The following is a 14,871-nucleotide window of genomic DNA, read 5'->3' as shown; positions in this document are numbered from 1 at the left end:
GATTTTTTAGAGGCGCGAAGTTTCTATAAAGGGTAATAAGCACTGCGAAGGCAGGTGAAGTAACGAAACGAGCGTTTGGCGGGTGGACTAAAGAGTTACAATAGTGGACCTTATTTTATTTGAAATGCTTTTTCCATTAAGGTGTAGGATACAGGATTAATTGGATTGTTTGTGATATGATTTAAAATAAAAACATACACTCTAGTGATGTATATTTTTAACACTTTAGGGGATGGAGAAATGAAATTTGAAATGCAAAAAGCGAATATGTTGGCTGAAGATATAAATGATTTTGTCAAATTAGTACATAATAGTTATGAAAATAGTAAATACACATCTACAAATAATAAAGACAAAATATATCAAATAAAACTATTAATTGAAGAATTTAGATTCCAAGTATTGGCAGATGAACTATTCAGAATTAATCGGTTCGCATGGGATGGAAAATATACATATTTATTGATCGAGAACTTTATAAAAGGAATAAGCGTTATTGATGAATATGTGGAAAATAATTATAATGAACTTTATATTTTCACAGCAAAACTCTACACTTTAAAAAATTCAATCATTTCATTTAATAATAAATAATTTATGCGACAAAAATATTTCATTAAAAATTAAAAATGCTATTTCCTTTACAAAAGGTAATAGCATTTTATATTGAAGTTATTAAAGCTTTTTAAACCTGATTGGACTAACCATTAAGAATGCAAGGATTAAAGTAATCCATGCATTACTATAAAAAAACATTCCCATACCAGCTAGTGGTAATCCAGCGGCAGGGATCGGCAAGCCCTTAAAATAACCTATCGTTGGTTTAGCACTAAATTTTGCTAATCTTAATGCCCCCATTGTAGGAAAAAGGATAAATGCAAGTGATGTTAAGATGGATGGTGCCGAAATGGAATGAAACAAAAGAGCAGGGGCAACTCCGAAACTTACTATATCCGCTAAAGAATCTAATTCTACCCCGAATTCACTATTCACTTTTAATTTCCTTGCAACTCTTCCGTCAAGAAGATCAAAAAAAGCAGCAATGAAAATAAAAATTGAAGAAATCATTATTAAACCACTCATATTAAACGTAATCGAGAGAACACCGCATAATAAATTTCCGATTGTAAGTAAATTAGGTATAGATTTTACGACCTGACTAAACAAAGAATCACCCCAGAACATTAAAAACCTTTCAATAGTATTTTCTATCTATTTACACTTTATTCCTTAAAAGAAGCATTAACCTTGTGATTTGAAAAGTGCGTACAAATAAAAAGGATGGTAAAACGTCCTTTAGTAAATTTCCACTGAAAATTCATATTGCAAGTTTTGAAAATTTAAAGCTAATGCTAAAATGGAGTTATTATTCGGGTATACTTCGTATGTTACATTTAATTTTTACCGAAAACGTTAAGATATTGGTCTCTTAAATAGAATAAAAAAGGTGAAAATTACCAAATATCGAATATTTATTAGATGGGAACTATTCTAAAAAGCAATTAAATCATTTATGGAGGCTTTAAATGAAGACAATATCAGCTTCAATGGGATTAATATTAGAATTGATTAGAATTATAGTAATCTTTGGGGTATTAGGTGCTTTATTATCAACAGTTTTATCAGTAGTATACACAAAAATAGGTGTGAATCTATCTAATTCGGGATGGTGGAGTTCGTTTGGAATCCTTATTTTAATATTTGTCTTATATCGAAACAAATTCCAATTCAGTGGATGGTACAATGGGAAAGGTAAGGAGAAATTAACGAATAAAGTCACTGGACTTTTAGTTTATTGCTCAATAGTATTGATGTTACTTCCTGGATTAATTGAATTATTTAATAGGTTTGTAAAATAATCAGAAACAAAATTATTTGATTAGCTATATAAAAAGATCGACTTCTCGTCGATTTTTTTATTTAAAAATCAAGAAGATAAAAGATCTAATTAAAAAATGGTTCATGAGTAAATTACCAAGAAAGTAGAAGAAAATATCTTTAAATTATTGGAGGGGTTGAATTGACACTTTTTGGTTATTTATTTTGGGGATTTATAGTTGTCGCAATTGCATTTGGTTTCTTTATGCAAAAAAAATTCGGAACTAAAGCACCAGATAAAACGGAAAGTCAAAAATTGCATGAAGAAATTACTAGACAGACACATAACAATGATCGACCAAGATTTTAAATCACAAGTGTGGTTGTTGTATGGAAAAAAAATACACCCAATTAATTCTATTTCCAAATGAAGTTAAAGCTTGAAAAAGTTAATATAATAGAGAAAGTAGTTTTTTTACCAAGAAAGGAAAATAGCATGAAAAAGATTGATGAATACTTTGAAACAGCAATGGAAGCTTGGAGCATGATGCAAAAAACGACTGATGATGAAGGAGCAGAATGGGCAGAAAGATTTGAACGCTATTTCTATGAATTTATTGATGAATTGAAGAAATGGTGGGAAACGCTTGATCCAAAACCAACAAATATTGAAGATGCAGAAGAGTTACCTGAAGTTAAAAAGTGGTTGGAACAAATTCCTGGTCCAGTCCAATTAAATTTTCTAACTGAATTAGAAGATATAATGGACGGTTTTGATACAGTACGCTTTGATTAAGGAGGAATACATATGTCCGAAAAAGATTTGGATACTAGATTTAATGTAACTTATAAAGAAGCGAAAATGACCTCTGGCGTAAAAATAATAGAAGATAAAGAGACAGGAATACAATATTTATTTAGTTGGCATGGCTATGCTGGAGGGCTCACTCCATTATTGGATAAGAACGGGCAACCGGTTATAAAGGAAAAGAGCGAAGAGGAGTAAGAGCTGATTATGAATCAGCTCTTTTTCATTTCAAAGGAGTGCATATTAGTTTATCAACGTTTTCAAAGAAAGTTATCGTATTAAAATTTGATGTCAATTCTAAATACTATTTCAAAAAGTCACATCGAAAGTATGATGTGATTTTTTGAATTTATTCAGTATGTAATCCAGCGAATATTACCTTTAATCCATATAGAAATTGTTCTTCAAAGTCAAAACTATAATGATACTGTTCACCAAAAAATGAAGTAAATGCAGTTATTTCTTCATGAGTGTATGTGAACTGTTTTGCACGATGTTCGTCTGCTACAAAAGATAATACATAATTGTTAAATAGGTTACCCGCAACAAGACAGTTTTGATCAGATACCCCGTATTTAGTCAAATTTTCTAAAGTGAATTTGACTGCTTTTAATCTGCTTGGTGTAGTTGGCATAGACTGCGCAAAAACATCTACTGCATCTCGTGTCTTTAATAGAACTCTTCGAACTTCAAATGCTAGAGCTGTTAAAGCTTCCTTGGCATCATCCAATTCTTCAGGTAGGACAATTTCATTATTTAAGTGCTCAGCAATTAAATCATACAAAGCTTGTTTATCTTTAATATGCCAATATAAGGATGCGGCTTTGATCTCAAGTTCCTTTGCCAATGTGCGCATCGATAAATTACTGATTCCGTCACGATTTAAAATATCAAGGGATGCTTTTACAATTGCTTCTTTCGTTATAGCCATAAAATCTCTCCAAAAATTTAATAATTGCCATTGACTCTAACAGTGTTAGATGTTAATCTAACGATGTTAGATAACTAACGTTGTTAGACGTTTTGTTCTCTTATTGTACTAAAAATATAAATTAGTTTAAAGTTCAAACAAATTACCTACTAGTTAAATCAAATAAATTTAAATATAAGACTTGAACAATGAGTGATAACATAAAAAAAGAGATCGGGTGGATATGATGATGAAAAATAAGCGTAAGAAAAAAGATATTGGAATTTACGGATATACAGCAAAATGGTATGACAAAAACTCACGAAAAAGTCGTTTAACACAAATGAAAGAATACGCAAACGAAATTAAATCTTTAGTTAAAGAGGGAGCAAGAATTTTAGAAGTAGCACCTGGACCAGGATATTTGTCTATTGAACTAGCGAAAATGGGCTTTGATGTTACAGGAGTAGAGTTAAGTCCAGATTTTGTTAGCATCGAAAAAAATAATGCGAAGGAAGCAAATGTTTTAGTAGATTTTAAAGAAGGTAATGCATCAAATCTACCTTGTGATGATAACACATTTGATTTTATTGTTTGCAGTGCAGCATTTAAGAACTTTATGGATCCAGTCAAAGCACTATCAGAAATGTATAGGGTATTAAAACCGGGTGGAACGTCGCTTATTATCGATATGAATTATAATGCAACTGCTGAAGATATTGAAGGTGAAATAAGAAAAACTGAAATGAAGGGTTTTGATAAGTATTTTGTAAAATTTGCATTTAAAACTTTCTTGAAAAAAGGTGCGTATACAAAAGAAAATTTTGAGATGTTAATAAATGAAACTGAATTTAAGAATTATAACATTAAGCAAGAAGGTATCAGTTTATATGTTTATCTTTATAAATGATAATGTTTATTAATTGAATTATATAAGTATTCGAGTTTCAAGACTATTAATCTTAAAGAATATTTTGGCATGTAAGTTGAAGAATTTTTGTTAAAATTCCCCATTTAAATTCTAGATTGTTATAATAAATATAGATAATTATAGAAAGTTGGGACCTGTTTGAGAAAATTTCTTCTATATATTTTGTATTTCAAGCTAATATGGGATCTCATTCATTTAGTATATAAGGCTTGGGGAACGTATACACCACAAAATCTAGTTTTTGATTCTATTTCAATATTCATCGATTTATTTATAATTGTGATTATACTAAAAATAAAAAAGTCTAGAAAAAAATTAACAAAATTTGAGCACTTCCATAACGAGGCTTTTAATTATGATGAAAGAAAAGAATATGAAAAAGCTCTTCAAGTAAGAACAGAAGGTCTGAATTTACAATCACTAACTGATTTACAACGTGCAGAATTACTTGTGGGTAATGGTGGAACTTATTCTTATTTAAATGATTATAAAAATGCTACCAACAGCTTCGATCAAGCTTTTGAGCTAGTTAAACAAGAGAAAATTCCTTATGATGAACAATATAAAGTAATAATTGAATGTTATGTAAAAGCAAACCGAAAAGAAGATGCCATAAAATTAGTTGAGGAATTGTTAGAGAGACAATCTTACAATAAAAAATTCAAAAGATTACAACCAATAAAGGATCAATTATTAACTTAATCTTACTAATGGTTATTATAATGATTCCGTTTTAATAGTGAACAATATAAAAAGTCGATTCCTCAAAGGAAATCGACTTTTTTATTGTTAATAATCATTTATTATTCATAAAATTTTGTTTCTCTAAATATTCTAGAACTGTTTGAGAATATTCATGGTGAGATTCTTGTGTATACTTTGCGATTGTATAAATTTGAGCTAAATTCTTTAATCCTAGTTTTTCAGTCATTTCTTTAAGCTTTGGAACGTCCATATAACGTTGCCAACCTTTTTCATTTCTTTCTTTATAGATTTCAAGAATATCTTCATCTGAATAATCATTATATTGTTCATAATGAACTAGACCATTTCTTGGAAGTCGGTCACGTAATGCAGGGTTTTCTTTAGGATAGCCTAATGAATAACCTACAATTGGAACGACATTTGGTGGTAAGTTAAGAATCTCTCCAATTTGATTACAATTTGCAAGTGTAGAGCCCATATAACATAGACCAAGGCCAGCATTCTCAGCTGCTAATGCACAGTTTTGTGATGCCAATGTAGCATCAATGGCACCAATCATAAAGCTCATAAAATTATCAAAATGTACAGGTGCATCATTAAGCGTAAGCCATTTTCTCATTCGATTAAAATCCACACAAAAAGTTAAAAGAATAGGGGCATCAATAACCATTGATTGCTCCATATGAGCAGAATATAATTTTTTTCTAATCTCTTTGTCTTTTGTGACAATAATCGAATAAGATTGCATATTGCCACTTGATGAAGCACGAATACCTGCATCTAATATTTGATCTAGCAGTTCTTGACTTACTTCCTTATCCTCGTATTCTCGAATTGATCTGTGCCCGTGTAAAACATCGTTAAATTCCAAAACTTTCACTCCTCATATTAAAAAGATTTCATTAGAAATAATAAGAAACATACAAAAGTCGACATATTATTTAAATTTGTAATTATTTCTGAATAATCAAATTATAAAGTAAACATATCATAAAAAAACGTTACCGTACACAAATTTGTACTTTTTAATAAATTTTAGGGAAAATTACTCAGTTTGATATTATTTTAGAATAGTATATTGTCTAAAAATGTCAAAAAATTACAGAGTAGTAGTTGTTAAAAATAAATGAATCTAACAAAATTGGTAGAATATAGTAAAAGGCGAGACTAAAAACAGGGAGTCAAAGAGGTGAAATAGTGAAAAATTTACTCTCGGGAAGTATTACGTTTATAATCTTGATTCTGACACCTTTTGGATTTTCCTATGCAATGGGTTCTTCTTGGACGGATTGGCTTTTTGTTAGTTCGTTGTTCATTACAGCTATTATCGTTTTTTTTAATACTAGTGGGGATGGATTGATTGGGAGATTAGATAAATCTACAGTTCAGGGGAAAACAGGTATCATAGCAGGAATAGATAATAAAACGGAAATATTTAAAGTTTCATTTTCGTTTTACATTTCATCAATCTTTACAATTGGTAGCCTATTTCTAGCACATATAAATTGAATATAAATAAAAAATAAATTAAGCTCAGCATCCTATTTTAGACTGAGCTTAATTTTCTTTTTTATTTAAGTTTTTAGTGTCTACTTATCAACTAAGTTTATTATTCTAACTTTAAATTCTTAAATTCAATTCGATATAAATCACGACGTCGATCACGTAATTGACGAACTGATCCCGTATTTCGAGAACGTCTTAATTTTTCAAGGTCAACATCTCCGACTACGACAGTATCAACATTTGCATCACATTCACCAACAATACCATCTCTTGCAAACCCAAAATCAGAAGGGGAGAAAATACCAGATTGTGCATATTGAATGTCCATGTTCTCTACATGTGTTAAGTTTCCAACTGTTCCTGCGATACAAGTATATACTTGGTTCTCAATCGCTCTTGCTTGAGCACAATAACGAACACGAAGATACCCTTGACGATCATCCGTACAAAATGGAACGAAAATAATATTTGCTCCTTGATCAACGGCAATACGAGCAAGTTCTGGAAACTCGATATCATAGCATATTTGAATAGCGATTTTTCCACAATCTGTATCAAACACATGGATTTCGTTACCTTCTGAAATTCCCCACCATTTTCGCTCATTAGGAGTTGCGTGAATTTTTAATTGCTTTTCAATCGTACCATCGCGTCTAAATAAATACGCAACATTGTATATATTGCCATCTTCCTCAACGAAATGAGATCCCCCGATAATATTGACATTGTAACGTACAGCAAGTTCTGTAAAAAGTTCGATGTATTGCTCAGTATATGTTGCAAGCCTACGAACAGCCTGATCGGGGCGTTTTTCTTCTAGAAAGGACATCAATTGTGTTGTAAACAACTCTGGGAAAACAGCAAAGTCCGAACCGAAGTCAGCGGCGACGTCAACATAATACTCGATTTGCTTTGTAAAATCAGAGAATGAATCGATTTTTTTCATCATGTATTGTATTGCGCATATTCGAACTGGGAATGAAGCTCGATAAACACGTTTAGATTTTGGCAGATAGTCAATATTACTCCATTCCATCAAAGTGGCAAAGGAATCTGACGCTTTATCATCCGGAAGGTAACGTGTATTAATTCGTTTAATTGTAAAACCTTCCATCAACTGGAATGACAAAACAGGATCATAAATACTATGTTTCTCTACTGCTGATACATACTCACGTGGTGACATTTCATCTCTATGTTTATGATAATTTGGGATTCGACCACCAATGATAATGCTTTGAAGATTTAGCTGTCGAGCCAATTCCTTTCGTGCTTCGTAAAGACGATGGCCAATTTTCATACGACGGTATTCAGGATCAACCATTACTTCAATTCCATATAAATTAAACCCATTCGGATCATGATTTGTAATATAACCATTATCAGTTATGACGTTCCAAGTGTGCTGATCATCATATTCGTCAAAATCAACCATTAAACTTGAACAAGAACCAATAATTTTATCCTCATACTCAACGCAAAACTGACCTTCAGGAAAAATGCGAATATGACTTTCTAACTGTTCGCGTTTCCATCCTTCCATGCCAGGAAAACAACGGTTTGATAACTTCATAATTTCACTAATATCTTCCATCCGTATATTTCGAACTTCAATTTTCTTTTCGTATTTTGACATATCTGTCTCTGACATAATCTCACGTCCTAAATATAAATGTCTCACTTACTAAGGGTCCAACATAAATGGTCTATGGCATTTCCGATTCTTACAGTTAGGATACCCACAATTTACCTTTTCAATATGATCTAAAAAAGAGATTTCTATTTACAACAGATTTTTTATGAAAATAAAAAAAGCCATATTTATTGGCTCCTTTATTAATTACATAGAATTGTTTTACTTAGTACGATTATTTCGAAATGCATTCGGAGTAACACCTACAATTTGCTTAAAAACTTTACCAAAATGATTTTGATAGTTAAACCCAACTGCGACCGCTATTTCTAAAATAGACTTATCACTTTGAAGTAGTAATTTTTTACTTTCGTTTATTCTTATTTTATTTAAATTATCATTAAAAGACATACCTGTTTCTTTTTTTAATTTTTTGGAAAGATGAGAAGGGCTTATATTAAATTTTTGAGCTACATCTTGTAATGTAATACTTTCATAAAAGTTTGTATTTATATAATGAATAATTTTTTTTATAAAATTAGAGTAACTCGGATTTGAAAAATGGATGATGCATTCAGAAAACTTTACAATCATTTCTTTCATTAGTTTAAAAATATCAAGCTTCGAAGTTAAACTTTCTACTAAATTTATATATTTATCTGCTAATGTTCTTGCATATTCATTATCTGTACCAGAATCAATTGCGTATTGAGAGATTATTCCACAGGCAGCTATAAAGTGATTTTTCATTGATCTTAAAGAATCTCCTTTTGCCAACTCAATTTGATCGAATGATTGAAGCATCTTAGTAAAATCAAATTTTTTTTCTAATTCCCCAAATTTTCCTTCTATTAAAATCGCTTTAAATTCTTCAAATTCCTCGTAAGTAGCATGTAAAGATTCATTCTCATAATAAAGTTCAATTAAAGATACTTCAGGAACGAAAGAAGATTGATTTTCTTTACTTTCAAGTTGATAGTGTTCTGGTTCAGTGAAGGCATTATTTGAATACGGCTCAATCATCCATTGAAATAATTTCAAAAAATGATCCGATTTATTATTAAGATCTGATTCGGATGTTGCGTCTAAACGATTTAATCCCATATTTGAACCAAACATAATTAGCAAATTTTCATCTTTGTTTTTGATTAAAAAAACATGATATAAGAGAGTTTCTTGCCAATAGAGTTTAAAATAATTATGTTTAGATTCTAATATAGAATCTAATTTCACTTTAATTGTTTCAAGCGTTTCCATGAGAAAATTCTGATGGTCATTTTTAATAAGAGGTGAAGAAAAAGAAAAAACGATATTGAAATCAAGATCAATTCCTATAATGTCTAATCCAGAAACAATCTGGAAACTGTTAATCTTGATTTTTATTTCTTGTATATTGATGTGTTTATAATTTTTCAAAGATAGATCCTCACAATTTTAAGCGTTTTTTATCAAAATGAACAAAAAAATATCAAAATACTCTTTTCAATTATTATATATTTTAGTCACAACAATATGTAAGGGTTTTCATTAAGTTTAATAATCTAAATATTTTAAAAATGGATTATTAAAATATGGTGAACTTCCCAAAAGTTTTAAAAAATGATGAGAGTAGGGATCTATATGAATTTAATACCAAAAATCAACGGTAAAATCGAAAAGAAAGAAAAAAATTGTTTCGCTATAAAAGAAGCTCTTTCTATTAGAAATAGTGAATTCATTGATGCTGGAATTGAGGTATTTTCGGACAGATTAAAATCTAAATGTGACATTTTTGTTTCGCAAACAAATTTAAATACAGAGACCGATATTGAGTTAATAAAAGATCCTACAGTTGATAAAAATGGTTATAAGATTGATATTTCTCAAGAGCAAATTAAATTATTCTCAAATGATGAAGCTGGTATAAAAAATGCTCTTACGACTCTATATGTATTGATTGTCGAGGCAGTCAAAACTTCTAATCGAAAACTAGACGGCGTTATTTTTTCAGATTATCCGAAATATAAGCATCGAGGATTACTTGTAGATGTTAGTAGAAATTTCTTCGACGTAGATGTACTGAAAAAGATAATCGAAGAAATGTCGTTAAATAAATTAAATGTGCTTCATTGGCATTTATCCGATGACCAAGGCTGGAGAATTGAATCAAAAGTATATCCTAAATTAACTGAAAATCAAGAATATTATACGCAAGATGAGATAAAAGATGTAATCAAATATGCCGAAGCAAGAGGTGTTGAAGTTATACCAGAAATAGATATGCCAGGACATGTTACTGCCATGTTAATTGCCAACCCAAGTCTTAGCTGTATTGAAGAAAATGTAGAATTAGCAAGTAGTGCTGGTGTGTATAAGACAGTTCTTTGTCCGGGAAAAGAATCAACATATACTTGGATATTTGCTCTATTAGATGAAATCGTTCAGCTTTTCCCTTCATCTAAATTCCACATAGGTGGAGATGAAGTTCCAAAAACAAATTGGAAAACCTGTCCTCATTGTTTAGCACTTATGAAAAAAAATAACATCGATAATTTTGATGATCTACAATATGCATTTAGTAAACGAATAACCGATCATTTAACTCAACATGGTAAACAAGTCATTTGTTGGAATGAAACATTAAGAGCTAAAGATGTTGAAAACAAAATGGCGACACAATACTGGGTTGAATTTACTGAGGAAAGCTATTGCAAACCATACTTTGAAAATGGACAAGAAGTCATTTTCTCTGACTTATTTAATTGTTATTTCGATTATCCATATTCAATTGTAACTTTACAAAAAACTTATGATTATCATCCAAATCCTGCCTTAAATGCTTCAAACGTGTTAGGGATTGAAGGAGCAATTTGGACTGAAAGAGTTACCACTCCCGAAATATTAGAATATATGATTTCACCTAGAATCAATGCACTTGCAGAATCAAGTTGGACAATTGAACGAAATTATGAGGATTTCTTAATTCGTTTAAAAGCATATATGGAAGAGTTAAACTTAATTACTTTAAATCATGCCCCATTTGAAGCAGCAACAATTAACGGAACGGCTGCTCAGGAAGAGGCTAAGCAATTCTTAATGATGATGTTTCAATTTCTTCAAAATAGCGATATTGACATGGGGTTAGATGAAAAAGAAAAACAAGTAATGATGTCTAAGTTTTTAAATAATATTTTTGACGAAGAAACAGCAACGGAACTATTAAAGCAAACATTGTAATCATTAGGATATGGGGAGCGGAATTATGGGGAAAAATTCAGTTTTAAATGAACGAATCGTTATAGAAAAAAATGCGAAACCAAAAAATACTTTTGTTACAAAAAAATCAGAGCGTTTCATGTACAGCTCATATTTCTTTGGTCAAAATATAATTTTCTTCATTGTATCTTCATTTTTAGCAGTTTATTATACAAGTGTTTTAGGAATTAGTGCAACAACTGTAGGAAGTATACTTTTACTAGCAAGAATTTGGGATGCATTTGTTGATCCAACGCTCGCTACAATTATCGAACGATTAAATTTAAAGAGTGGTAAATTTAAACCTTGGGTAAATATAGCTTCAATTACTGTGCCTATTATGACTTTTCTTTGTTTCGGATTTAGTGATCATTTACTTGCAGCTTCTGAAGGTGTACGTATTGGCTATGCAGCAGTCACTTATTTAATATGGGGTACACTTTATGCTGCAGCAGATGCTCCTGCTTTCGCATTTTCGACGGTTATCACTCCTAATCCTGAAGAACGAACAGTTCTACTAGCAAACAATCAAATTACAGGGATTGTCGGTATACTTGTAGCAGTAGCTGCATTCCCAAGCGTTTTAAAGGCTACTAATAATAATTACATGATTTCTGTGTTAATCTTTTCAATCATTGCATTTCTAGTTATGTCAATGACGAGATTTGTAAAAGAACGAGTAAAATCAAATAAAAAAGAACCAGCAATTAAAGAAATCTTACATTCACTTTTAAATAATAAATATTTAAAAACAATCGTAATTGTAAATATCATTGCAAATGGAGTTAACTTTACAAACACTTTAGCACCATTTGTAGCGACTGATATCTATAAAGATGCAACTAAAGTTTCACTGATTCTTGGAATTGGTATTCTACCAGTAGTTCTTGTTGCTCCTTTTGTTCCAAAGTTAGTAAACAAATATGGAAAAATTAAACTTATGTCTTTTGCTTTAGGGGCAAATGCATTACTATCAATTGTCACATACTTTGTTGCATATGAAAATTTCGGATTATTTTTAGGAGTTTCAGTTCTTAAAGCAATGTTAATCGCACCACAGCTTGTTATTTATCCAATGTTCTTTGCTGATTCAGTTGAATATGATTGCTATAAAAATGGTACACGTTTTGAAGCAGTTATATTTGCTACACAAACATTCAGTTCTAAAATTATTGGAGCAATTTCCGGAGGACTTGGTATGTGGATCATAGGTATTGCAGGCTATAAAGCCGCAACAAATGGACATGCCATAACTCAAACTGCTACTACTCTAAAATCCTTATGGGCGACATTTAATCTAGGTGGAGCAGTAGGATGTATAATTGCATTATTTATCTTCCTTAAGTTCTATGACTTATCAGAAGAACAAGTTAAAGAAATGGCCCTTGCTAATCAAAGTAAAATCTGAGAGATTGATCGGTAAAAGATAGAGGTAGAAAGGACATTTTTTAATCAAAATGTCCTTTTTATTTGTATTGCTTTTGTATGGAGCGATCGAATTACTTTTTTTCTTCTTATTGGAGTAATTGGAAAGGTATGAGTAAGTAAATAAACAAAAACGTGAAATATAGTTACTCATAAGAGGTTCATGAGGAAGTAAAACAGCGAGAATCTGAATTGTAGTTACTCATAAAAGGTTCATGAGGAAGTAAAACAGCGAGAATCTGAAATGTAGTTACTCATAAGAGGTTCATGAGGAAGTAAAACAGTGAGAATCTGAAATGTGATTACTCATAAGAGGTTCATGAGGAAGTAAAACAGCGAGAATCTGAAATGTAGTTACTCATAAAAGGTTCATGAGGAAGTAAAACAGCGAGAATCTGAAATGTAGTTACTCATAAGAGATTCATAAGGAATAAAACCTGTATTTCATAATAATATTATGTAAACTGAAAACACTCACAAATCTTCATTATGTATTTAATCATATTTTAGGACATTGACTACTTTCAAAAAATACTTTAAAATTATCTTTAATTCAAGATAGTTGAAAGGAGTTGAAATGAAATGAATCAAAATGAAATTTCAACTAATTCGCTCCAATTATTTTCTGAAATTTGTAAAGCAAATCGATTTTTGAATGATGCTTCTATTAATAATATTAAATGTTTTGGTTTGAATTTAACTGAATTTGCAGTCTTAGAATTGCTTTATCATAAAGGAGATCAGCCAATCCAACAAATTGGAAAAAGGATATTAATCTCAAGTGGAAATATGACATATGTTTTAGATAAATTAGAGGCAAGGCGATATATTAAACGCATTCATTGTCCAAAAGATCGACGGGTTATCTATGCAGCTTTGACTGAAGAGGGGAGAAGAGTAATTAGTTGTATCTTTCCAGCTCATAGCGAAATGATTGATAACTTATTTTCTCAACTAAATTCAGTTGAAAAAGATATGTTAATCTATTTATTAAAAAAGATTGGATTAAGCAAAAATCAACCTCAAGATTGAGATAACTTAATTCGAATTAAAAGCTGTCATTTGACGGCTTTTTTTGTTAAGGCTGGAAATAATAAAAATAGACTAATTGTAAGAAGAGGTATAAAAATATGGAAGAAAAGTTTAAAGGGAAATCAATTATTATTACAGGTGGTGCGAATGGAATTGGAGAGGGTATTGCAATTGCATTTGGAAAATTAGGAGCAATTGTTTTTATAGCTGATATCAATGAACAAAAAGGTAATAGAGTTGTAAAGCAAATTGAGGAAAATGGTGGAAGAGCAATATTCTATAAGACTGATGTTAGTAAAGAGGAAGACATCATAAATCTTATTCGCACCGTCTTTGACAAAATTGGTAGACTTGATATTTTAATAAATAATGCTGGAATTTCCGCTTTTAAGCCATTTTTAAGTTTATCAACAGATGAATGGGATCAAGTAATAAATACTAATTTGAGAAGCGTTTTTATTTCATCAAGAGAAGCTGCTAAAGTCATGAATAATAATGGAAGAATAATAAATATGGCATCAACTAGAGCGATCATGTCGGAGCCGAATTCAGAAGCGTATGCAGCCTCAAAGGGTGGAATTGTATCAATTACCCATTCATTAGCAGCATCGCTTCAGCCAAATGGTATAACAGTAAACTGCATTAGCCCTGGATGGATACATGTTGACCAGAAAGAAGAATTAAAAGAAACTGATCATCTTCAACATTGGTCAAATCGAGTAGGCAAGCCTGAAGATATAGCTAAAGCTTGTATTTATTTAGCTGATCCAGAAAATAACTTTATTAATGGTCAAAATATCATAATTGATGGTGGAATGACTAGAAAAATAATCTATGAAGAATAGAAAAGCAAGGAAAGGTTTTCTTTT

At 30.8% G+C, this 14,871-nt stretch carries 17 protein-coding genes; 12 read left to right on the top strand and 5 right to left on the bottom strand.

What is annotated here, in order from left to right; all coding sequences use genetic code 11:
- Window positions 1-240 precede the first annotated feature (240 nt).
- Window positions 241-594: a hypothetical protein gene (locus AN960_RS01850; RefSeq protein WP_056465949.1), complete on the top strand. Its 354-nt coding sequence runs from the start codon at window positions 241-243 to the stop codon at window positions 592-594.
- 81 nt (window positions 595-675) lie between these two features.
- Here the strand turns inward: AN960_RS01850 and pssA are convergent, their stop codons facing one another.
- The gene (pssA, locus tag AN960_RS01845; protein WP_056465946.1) at window positions 676-1,167 is read right to left on the bottom strand and encodes a CDP-diacylglycerol--serine O-phosphatidyltransferase; all 492 of its coding nucleotides are present in this window, start codon (window positions 1,165-1,167) and stop codon (window positions 676-678) included.
- A 359-nt stretch (window positions 1,168-1,526) separates the two neighbouring features.
- Here pssA and AN960_RS01840 point away from each other — a divergent pair, with 359 nt between their 5' ends.
- From AN960_RS01840 to AN960_RS01830, 4 genes are all read left to right on the top strand, one after another.
- Window positions 1,527-1,859, top strand: coding sequence for a hypothetical protein (locus AN960_RS01840; protein ID WP_286131549.1), 333 nt, complete (start codon window positions 1,527-1,529; stop codon window positions 1,857-1,859).
- 161 nt (window positions 1,860-2,020) lie between these two features.
- The gene (locus tag AN960_RS24285) at window positions 2,021-2,188 is read left to right on the top strand and encodes a hypothetical protein (protein WP_156339587.1); all 168 of its coding nucleotides are present in this window, start codon (window positions 2,021-2,023) and stop codon (window positions 2,186-2,188) included.
- A gap of 126 nt (window positions 2,189-2,314) precedes the next feature.
- A complete protein-coding gene (locus AN960_RS01835; RefSeq protein WP_056467032.1) occupies window positions 2,315-2,614 on the top strand; it encodes a hypothetical protein in 300 nt (99 codons plus the stop codon).
- Window positions 2,615-2,626: 12 nt separating this feature from the next.
- Complete coding sequence (locus AN960_RS01830) at window positions 2,627-2,824, top strand: DUF6440 family protein (RefSeq protein WP_056465943.1); 198 nt, start codon at window positions 2,627-2,629, stop codon at window positions 2,822-2,824.
- Window positions 2,825-2,975: 151 nt separating this feature from the next.
- Here AN960_RS01830 and AN960_RS01825 read toward each other — a convergent pair whose 3' ends face one another.
- Window positions 2,976-3,557, bottom strand: coding sequence for a TetR/AcrR family transcriptional regulator C-terminal domain-containing protein (locus AN960_RS01825; protein WP_056465940.1), 582 nt, complete (start codon window positions 3,555-3,557; stop codon window positions 2,976-2,978).
- Window positions 3,558-3,786: 229 nt separating this feature from the next.
- Between AN960_RS01825 and AN960_RS01820 the strand changes: the two genes are divergently transcribed.
- The gene (locus AN960_RS01820; protein ID WP_286131547.1) at window positions 3,787-4,446 is read left to right on the top strand and encodes a class I SAM-dependent methyltransferase; all 660 of its coding nucleotides are present in this window, start codon (window positions 3,787-3,789) and stop codon (window positions 4,444-4,446) included.
- Between the two features lie 159 nt (window positions 4,447-4,605).
- A complete protein-coding gene (locus tag AN960_RS01815) occupies window positions 4,606-5,169 on the top strand; it encodes a tetratricopeptide repeat protein (RefSeq protein ID WP_056465936.1) in 564 nt (187 codons plus the stop codon).
- Between the two features lie 94 nt (window positions 5,170-5,263).
- On the opposite strand, the gene AN960_RS01810 is transcribed toward AN960_RS01815, so the two are convergent.
- The gene (locus tag AN960_RS01810; RefSeq protein WP_056465933.1) at window positions 5,264-6,043 is read right to left on the bottom strand and encodes a nitroreductase family protein; all 780 of its coding nucleotides are present in this window, start codon (window positions 6,041-6,043) and stop codon (window positions 5,264-5,266) included.
- A gap of 326 nt (window positions 6,044-6,369) precedes the next feature.
- Here AN960_RS01810 and AN960_RS01805 point away from each other — a divergent pair, with 326 nt between their 5' ends.
- Window positions 6,370-6,681 carry a hypothetical protein gene (locus AN960_RS01805; RefSeq protein WP_056465930.1) on the top strand — a complete coding sequence of 104 codons (312 nt, stop codon included), beginning with the start codon at window positions 6,370-6,372 and terminating at the stop codon, window positions 6,679-6,681.
- Between the two features lie 100 nt (window positions 6,682-6,781).
- On the opposite strand, the gene AN960_RS01800 is transcribed toward AN960_RS01805, so the two are convergent.
- Window positions 6,782-8,329 carry a bifunctional GNAT family N-acetyltransferase/carbon-nitrogen hydrolase family protein gene (locus tag AN960_RS01800; RefSeq protein ID WP_056465927.1) on the bottom strand — a complete coding sequence of 516 codons (1,548 nt, stop codon included), beginning with the start codon at window positions 8,327-8,329 and terminating at the stop codon, window positions 6,782-6,784.
- 204 nt (window positions 8,330-8,533) lie between these two features.
- Window positions 8,534-9,727, bottom strand: coding sequence for a helix-turn-helix domain-containing protein (locus AN960_RS01795; protein ID WP_056465924.1), 1,194 nt, complete (start codon window positions 9,725-9,727; stop codon window positions 8,534-8,536).
- Between the two features lie 204 nt (window positions 9,728-9,931).
- On the opposite strand from AN960_RS01795, the gene AN960_RS01790 reads away from it, so the two are divergent.
- From AN960_RS01790 to AN960_RS01775, 4 genes are all read left to right on the top strand, one after another.
- Window positions 9,932-11,527, top strand: coding sequence for a beta-N-acetylhexosaminidase (locus AN960_RS01790; protein ID WP_056465921.1), 1,596 nt, complete (start codon window positions 9,932-9,934; stop codon window positions 11,525-11,527).
- A 25-nt stretch (window positions 11,528-11,552) separates the two neighbouring features.
- On the top strand, window positions 11,553-12,953 hold the full coding sequence (locus AN960_RS01785) for an MFS transporter (protein WP_056465918.1): 1,401 nt from the start codon (window positions 11,553-11,555) through the stop codon (window positions 12,951-12,953).
- Window positions 12,954-13,552: 599 nt separating this feature from the next.
- The gene (locus AN960_RS01780; protein WP_056465915.1) at window positions 13,553-14,002 is read left to right on the top strand and encodes a MarR family winged helix-turn-helix transcriptional regulator; all 450 of its coding nucleotides are present in this window, start codon (window positions 13,553-13,555) and stop codon (window positions 14,000-14,002) included.
- Between the two features lie 98 nt (window positions 14,003-14,100).
- Window positions 14,101-14,847, top strand: coding sequence for an SDR family NAD(P)-dependent oxidoreductase (locus tag AN960_RS01775; protein WP_056465912.1), 747 nt, complete (start codon window positions 14,101-14,103; stop codon window positions 14,845-14,847).
- The last annotated feature ends 24 nt before the right edge of the window (window positions 14,848-14,871 follow it).

The organism is Bacillus sp. FJAT-25509 (assembly GCF_001420605.1).
Lineage (GTDB): Bacteria > Bacillota > Bacilli > Bacillales > Bacillaceae_G > Gottfriedia.
The sequence above is the reverse complement of the archived record's forward strand: the minus strand, read 5'-3'. Positions and strand labels throughout refer to the sequence as shown.

Bases quoted from the DNA above. Each gene is read 5' to 3' on its own strand.
- AN960_RS01775 (WP_056465912.1), top strand. From the start codon at position 14,101: ATGGAAGAAAAGTTTAAAGGGAAATCAATTATTATTACAGGTGGTGCG.
- AN960_RS01780 (WP_056465915.1), top strand. From the start codon at position 13,553: ATGAATCAAAATGAAATTTCAACTAATTCGCTCCAATTATTTTCTGAA.
- AN960_RS01800 (WP_056465927.1), bottom strand. From the start codon at position 8,329: ATGTCAGAGACAGATATGTCAAAATACGAAAAGAAAATTGAAGTTCGA.
- AN960_RS01825 (WP_056465940.1), bottom strand. From the start codon at position 3,557: ATGGCTATAACGAAAGAAGCAATTGTAAAAGCATCCCTTGATATTTTA.
- AN960_RS01820 (WP_286131547.1), top strand. From the start codon at position 3,787: ATGAAAAATAAGCGTAAGAAAAAAGATATTGGAATTTACGGATATACA.
- AN960_RS01830 (WP_056465943.1), top strand. From the start codon at position 2,627: ATGTCCGAAAAAGATTTGGATACTAGATTTAATGTAACTTATAAAGAA.
- AN960_RS01850 (WP_056465949.1), top strand. From the start codon at position 241: ATGAAATTTGAAATGCAAAAAGCGAATATGTTGGCTGAAGATATAAAT.
- AN960_RS01790 (WP_056465921.1), top strand. From the start codon at position 9,932: ATGAATTTAATACCAAAAATCAACGGTAAAATCGAAAAGAAAGAAAAA.
- AN960_RS01840 (WP_286131549.1), top strand. From the start codon at position 1,527: ATGAAGACAATATCAGCTTCAATGGGATTAATATTAGAATTGATTAGA.
- AN960_RS01785 (WP_056465918.1), top strand. From the start codon at position 11,553: ATGGGGAAAAATTCAGTTTTAAATGAACGAATCGTTATAGAAAAAAAT.
- AN960_RS01835 (WP_056467032.1), top strand. From the start codon at position 2,315: ATGAAAAAGATTGATGAATACTTTGAAACAGCAATGGAAGCTTGGAGC.